At 68.6% G+C, this 5,342-nt stretch carries 5 protein-coding genes and 1 pseudogene; 5 read left to right on the plus strand and 1 reads right to left on the minus strand.

What is annotated here, in order from left to right; translation table 11 throughout:
- From UK23_RS35310 to UK23_RS55155, 4 genes and pseudogenes are all read left to right on the plus strand, one after another.
- A partial coding sequence (locus tag UK23_RS35310) for an alpha-L-fucosidase (RefSeq protein WP_045316090.1) occupies nucleotides 1-1,757 on the plus strand: 1,757 nt, incomplete at its 5' end.
- A 61-nt stretch (nucleotides 1,758-1,818) separates the two neighbouring features.
- Nucleotides 1,819-2,430: a TetR/AcrR family transcriptional regulator gene (locus UK23_RS35315; RefSeq protein WP_231114824.1), complete on the plus strand. Its 612-nt coding sequence runs from the start codon at nucleotides 1,819-1,821 to the stop codon at nucleotides 2,428-2,430.
- Nucleotides 2,427-4,091 (plus strand): FAD-binding dehydrogenase, encoded by a 1,665-nt coding sequence (locus tag UK23_RS35320; RefSeq protein ID WP_045316091.1) that lies wholly within the window; start codon nucleotides 2,427-2,429, stop codon nucleotides 4,089-4,091. The genes UK23_RS35315 and UK23_RS35320 overlap by 4 nt, the downstream gene beginning before the upstream one ends.
- Nucleotides 4,091-4,393: pseudogene (locus tag UK23_RS55155) on the plus strand (MBL fold metallo-hydrolase); the annotation flags it as partial. The gene UK23_RS35320 and the pseudogene UK23_RS55155, both read left to right, overlap by 1 nt.
- A gap of 184 nt (nucleotides 4,394-4,577) precedes the next feature.
- On the opposite strand, the gene UK23_RS54190 reads toward UK23_RS55155, so the two are convergent.
- On the minus strand, nucleotides 4,578-4,772 hold the full coding sequence (locus UK23_RS54190; RefSeq protein WP_231114826.1) for a hypothetical protein: 195 nt from the start codon (nucleotides 4,770-4,772) through the stop codon (nucleotides 4,578-4,580).
- Between UK23_RS54190 and UK23_RS54195 the strand changes: the two genes are divergently transcribed.
- Complete coding sequence (locus UK23_RS54195; protein WP_231114827.1) at nucleotides 4,767-4,934, plus strand: hypothetical protein; 168 nt, start codon at nucleotides 4,767-4,769, stop codon at nucleotides 4,932-4,934. The two genes, UK23_RS54190 and UK23_RS54195, sit on opposite strands and share 6 nt — an antisense overlap.
- Nucleotides 4,935-5,342 lie beyond the last annotated feature (408 nt).

The raw sequence follows: 5,342 nt of genomic DNA on the forward strand, positions 1-5,342 counted from the left end.
AGGTCAACGAGTGGAACTCGGTCGCGAAAGGTCCCCGGCTGGACCTGATGAAGCTGTTCGCCGACGCGGTCCGGGAGCAGGGCCTGAAGCTGCTGGTGGCGATGCACCACGCGTTCAACTACAACGGCTTCTTCGACTTCGCCCCACCGCAGACCGACCCGAGCCTGCGCAAGTTGTACGGCCAGCTGCCGCGTTCCGAGCAGGACGCGTTGTGGCTCGCCAAGCTCAAGGAGGTGGTGGACCGGGCCCGGCCCGACATCCTCTGGCAGGACTTCAGCCTGAACTCGCCTGGCTACTGCTTCAACAGCGGGCCGTGCGCCGTCGGCGAGCGGGAACGGCTGGAGTTCCTGGCGTACTACTACAACCGGGCCGAGGAGTGGGGCAAGGAGGTCGTCGCCACCTACAAGCACTTCGACCACGGGTTCACCAACAAGGGGCAGGTCGAGGACTACGAGCGCGGCGGCCCGGCCGGCATCGTGACCCCGTACTGGCTCACCGACGACGCGATCAGCAGCAGCAGCTGGAGCTACACCAAGGGGATCGGCTACTACTCCAGCACGCAGATGATCCACGCGCTGATCGACCGGGTCAGCAAGGGCGGCAACATGCTGCTCAACATCTCGCCCACCCTCGAGGGCACCATCCCGGCCGAACAGCGCGCGGTGCTCGCCGACATCGGCACCTACCTCGGCCGCCTGGGAGAGTCGATCTACGCCACCCGCGCCTGGGACTCCTGCGGGGAGGGGCCGACGAAGATGGGCGGCGGTTCGTTCGTGGCGCCGAAAGTGGGTACTGCCAAGGACATCCGCTTCACCAGGGACAAGGCCTGCCGCGTGGTCTACGCGACGGTGCTGGCCTGGCCGGGGGAGTCGCTGACCATCACCACGCTGTCCAGTGACCGGATCGCGCTGACCGATCTGCGGCGGGTGGAACTGCTGGGCACCAGGACGGTGCTGAGCCACAACCAGGACGCGGCCGGGCTGCACGTCGCGCTGCCGGCGGCGAAGCCGTTCGAGTCGCCCGCGTACGTCCTGAAACTCACCTTCGGCGACAGGATCCCGGCGCTGAGGCCGGACATCGGCGCCAAGGCGTACACGGACCGGAACTACCGGGGCACGGCCGCGACCCTCACCGTCGGCACGTACACCGCGGCTCAGCTCGCGGCCGTGAACCTCGAGCCGAGGACCGTTTCCGCCATCCTGCCCGCCAACGGGTACGAGGTCCGCGGCTACCGGGAGGACCACCTGGGCGGCAGCAGGTCGACGTTCACCGCGCCGACGCCCGATCTGCGGGCGGCCGGAGCCGACGACGTCATCGTCTCGATGCGGGTCACGTTCGACGCGACGAAGTGGTTCCGCGTCGTCAACGTGACCAACGGCCTCGCGATGGACGGCGGCGGCGCGGTCGCGGCCGGCAGCAGGCTGAAGGTCTGGACTCCGGACGACAGCCAGAACCTCCAGTTCCGGGTGGACGACCTCGGTGACGGCTTCTGCACGCTGACCAACCGCACCAACGGTTTCGTGGTCGACGGGGCAGGCGCCACAGTGGACGGTGGCAACCCGGTGCAGTCGGCGTACACCGGCGCCGCGAGCCAGCAGTGGTCGATCACCGACACGGGTGGCGGACTCTTCAAGATCGCGAACCGGGTGACGGGACTCGTCCTCGACAGCGGCGGTCAGGTGGGTTCGGGATCGCCGTTGAAGGTGTGGACCGACGACGGCAGCCCCAACCTGCGCTGGCAGTTCATGGTGAGCTGACGAACCCTTCTTCGATACACGGGTGTATCCGATACACTCGTGTATCGAACAGGAGGTGTGCGTGGTCACCAAGCGGCGGATCGAGACGCGGCAGCGGCTGCTGGAGTCGGCGCTCGCCGTGTTCGCCGAGGAGGGTTTCGGCCGGTCCACCGTCGAGCAGGTGTGCGCACGTGCCGGCTACTCGCGGGGCGCGTTCTACTCGAACTTCGAGACGCTGGACGAGCTCTTCCTCGCCGTGTGGGAGCAGCGGTCGGCCGAGTTGATCAGCCGCATGCGGGAGGCGTTCGAGGACTTCCGGCACGACGCCGCCGCTGACGTCGACGACGTCGTCGCGCATCTGCTGCGGGCTGTCCCGATGGACGAGGAGTGGTTCCGCGTGAGCGCGGAGTTCACCGCCCACGCGCTGCGCTACCCCGAGCTGCGGCAGGTGATCGTCGAGCGCGAACGAGCGATCGCGGCGTCGACCGCGCCGTTCCTGCTGGCCGCTCTGGCCGGGATCGGACGCACCGCGCCGGATCCCGGCGCGCTCGGGCAGGCACTGGTCGCGGTGCACGACGGGACCGCGCTGCAGTGCCTGAGCGAACCCGGCAACCCGGAGCCCTGGCGGCGGCGTGCCGCCCTGTTCAGCCATGTCATCACCGCGTACAGCGTCGAAAGCAAGGAGCAGTCATGACCTACGAAGCCGACGTGATCGTGGTTGGTGCCGGGCTCGCGGGCCTCGTCGCGACCTACGAGCTCACCAAGGCCGGGCGCCGCGTGCTGGTCGTCGAGCAGGAGAACCGCGCGAACCTCGGCGGTCAGGCGTTCTGGTCGCTCGGCGGGCTCTTCCTGGTCGACAGCCCCGAACAGCGCCGCAACGGCATCAAGGACTCCTACGCCCTCGCCCTGCAGGACTGGCTGGGCTCCGCCGGGTTCGACCGCGACGACGAGGACCACTGGGCACGGCAGTGGGCGGAGGCCTACGTGCGGTTCGCCGCGACCCAGAAGCGGCAGTACCTGCGTGATCTGGGACTGCGGTTCACGCCTCTGGTCGGGTGGGCCGAGCGGGGCGGCGGGCTGGCCGACGGTCACGGCAACTCGGTGCCGCGCTTCCACCTGACCTGGGGCACCGGGCCGGAGGTCGTGCGGGTGTTCCTCGAGCCGGTGCTGGACGCCGAACGCCGCGGGCTGGTCCGGTTCGCGTTCCGCCACCAGGTCGACGAGCTCGTCGTCGAGAACGGTGCCGCCGTCGGGGTTCGCGGCAGCGTCCTCGAACCGTCCGACCTGGAGCGTGGCAAGGCGTCCTCACGGGAGGTCGTGGACAGCTTCGAACTGCGGGCGAAAGCGGTGGTCGTGACGTCCGGCGGGATCGGGCACAACCACGACCTGATTCGCGCCAACTGGCCGGCCGACCGCCTCGGCAAGTGCCCGGAGACCATGATCTCCGGGGTGCCCGCGCACGTCGACGGGCGGATGCTCGCGGTGAGCGAGAAGGCCGGCGCGAACCTGGTCAACCGCGACCGGATGTGGCACTACACCGAGGGACTGCACAACTGGGACCCGATCTGGCCGGACCACGCGATCCGGATCATCCCCGGCCCGTCCTCGATGTGGTTCGACGCCACCGGAAAGCGGCTCCCCGCACCGAACTTCCCCGGCTTCGACACCAACGGCTCGATGAAGGCGATCCTCTCGACCGGCTACGACTACTCGTGGTTCGTGCTGAACCAGACGATCATCGGTCGCGAGTTCGTGCTCTCGGGTTCCGAGCAGAACCCCGACATCACCGGCAAGGACCTCCGCAAAACGCTCACCAGCCGCAGTGGCAAGGATGCACCCGGCCCGGTCGAGGCCTTCAAGAAGCACGGCGTGGACTTCGTCGTCGCGGGCACCGTCGGGGAACTCGTCGCCGGCATGAACAAGATCGGGCGCGGCCCGCTGCTCGACCCGGCGGAGCTCGAGCGCCAGATCGTCGCGCGCGACCGCGAGACCGGCAACAACTTCTCCAAGGACCTCCAGCTGATGGCCATCGGCAACGCCCGCCGCGGCCTGGGCGACCGGCTGGTGCGGGTCGCCAAGCCGCACCGGATCCTCGACCCCGCGCACGGCCCGTTGATCGCGGTCCGGCTCAACATCCTGACCCGCAAGACGCTGGGCGGCATCCAGACCAACCTCGACTCGCAGGCGCTGCACACCGACGGCACGCCGTTCCCCGGCCTGTACGCCGCGGGTGAGGTCGCCGGCTTCGGAGGCGGCGGCGTGCACGGCTACAACGCGTTGGAAGGCACGTTCCTGGGCGGCTGCATCTTCTCCGGCCGCGCAGCTGGCCGTGCCCTCGTTCGATCGCTGGCCTGATGGCCGTTCGAGCCACTTTCTTCGGGACGTCGTCGGTGCACGTCACCGACGGCGTGTCCGGAATCCTCGTCGACGGCTTCTTCACCAGGCCGTCACTGTTCCGGGTCGCCCTCGGGCGCCCCATCGCTCCCTCTTCGAGAGTCATCGCCGCCACTCTCGCCCGAGGCGGTGTCGAGCACCTCGACGCGGTGTTCGTCGCGCATTCCCACTACGACCACGTCCTGGACGCTCCGGAGGTCGTTCGGCGCGTCGGCGGCGTCCTGCACGGCTCGGAGTCGACGCTGAACGTAGGCCGCGGAGCCGGCCTTCGCGAACAGTCGATGAAACGGGTCAGCGACGGTTCCACACATAGGTTCGGGGAGTTCACCGTCCGGGTCTTCGAAGGCGTGCACAGCCCGGGCGACAGGTATCCGGGCTCGATCGACGAGCCGCTCGTACCGCCGGCCAAGCCGAGCGCCTACCGCACCGGCGGCTGCTACTCGTTCCTCATCGAGCATCCGACCGGCACGATCCTGGTCCACCACGAGCGCCGGCTTCGTCCCGCACAAGTTCGACGGTCTGGACGTCGACCTGCTCTACCTCGGCATCGGCGCACTCGGCGCGCAACCCGCGCAGTTCCAGGACGACTACTGGCGCCACACCGTCGAGGCCACCCGCCCCGGCCTCGTCATCCCCGTGCACTGGGACAACTTCTTCCGCCCTCTCGGCAAGGAGCTGCGTCCGCTGCCGCGGGTCATGGACAAGTTCGCCAGGACCAGGGAAATGCTCGACCGCAAGAGCGCCGCGTCCGGCCTTCCTGTGCGTTTCCAGCAGCCGTACGACGTGATCACCCCGTTCGGCTGACCTCGGGCATCCTCAGGCGATGGGGCCGCCCCCGGAAGTTGTTCCGAAACGGCCCCATCGCGACCTGTCACGTCTGGTCGGACCACCACTTCTGGGCGGCCTCGCCGAGGGTGAAGATCGAGTCGCGGTACGGGTAGCGTCCGTTTAGCGCCGCGGGTCTTCGGGTTCGATCCCGGTGCGGTAGTGCTTCGTCCAGTAGGAAATGCCAGCTATGCAGTCGCCGCAACCCGCTGATTAAGAGTCCTCGGGTGGCCCTCGACGGTGGTGTCGGCTGATGTCAGCGGATGCTGTTTCCGCACGTCAAGTGCAGGATCCAGTGGCCACGCCTGCCGCTCGATGTCAGTCTGTGTCGTCGCAGGTCAGCGTTCTCGGGCCCGTCACGGGCTCGCATTCCGGGGTTCTGCAGGA

The sequence above is a fragment of the Lentzea aerocolonigenes genome (assembly GCF_000955955.1).
Taxonomy (GTDB): domain Bacteria; phylum Actinomycetota; class Actinomycetes; order Mycobacteriales; family Pseudonocardiaceae; genus Lentzea; species Lentzea aerocolonigenes_A.